The sequence below is a fragment of the [Mycobacterium] manitobense genome, from assembly GCF_025821665.1.
GTDB classification, from domain to species: domain Bacteria; phylum Actinomycetota; class Actinomycetes; order Mycobacteriales; family Mycobacteriaceae; genus Mycobacterium; species Mycobacterium arseniciresistens.
The window spans coordinates 1-322 of sequence record NZ_JACKSJ010000008.1; the positions used below are offsets into that span (position 1 = coordinate 1).

The window sequence follows — 322 nt, forward strand, 5'->3', positions numbered from 1 at the left end:
GGATTTGGCGTTGTCCGACACCGCAATCGGTGTCATCAACGGATTCGGCTTCCTGATCGTGTACGCGGTGCTCGGCATCGTGATCGCCCGCATCACCGACCGCGGCATGTTCGGCACCGTCATCGCGGGCTGTCTGACCTTGTGGGGCACCATGACCATGCTCGGCGGCGCCGTCGGATCGGGCTTCCAGCTCGCGCTCACCCGGGTGGGTGTGGCGGTCGGCGAGGCCGGCAGCAGCCCGGCCGCACACGCATACGTGGCCCGCAACTTCGTCCCCGAACGCCGGTCGGCACCGCTGGCCGTCATCACCATGTCCATTCCG

Annotated in this window: 1 protein-coding gene; it reads left to right on the top strand. The window is 67.7% G+C overall.

The genetic code is table 11. From position 1 onward, the window contains the following. Positions 1–322, top strand: a 322-nt coding sequence (locus tag H7I41_RS00470; RefSeq protein WP_372503620.1) for an MFS transporter, incomplete at both ends; no start/stop codon positions are given.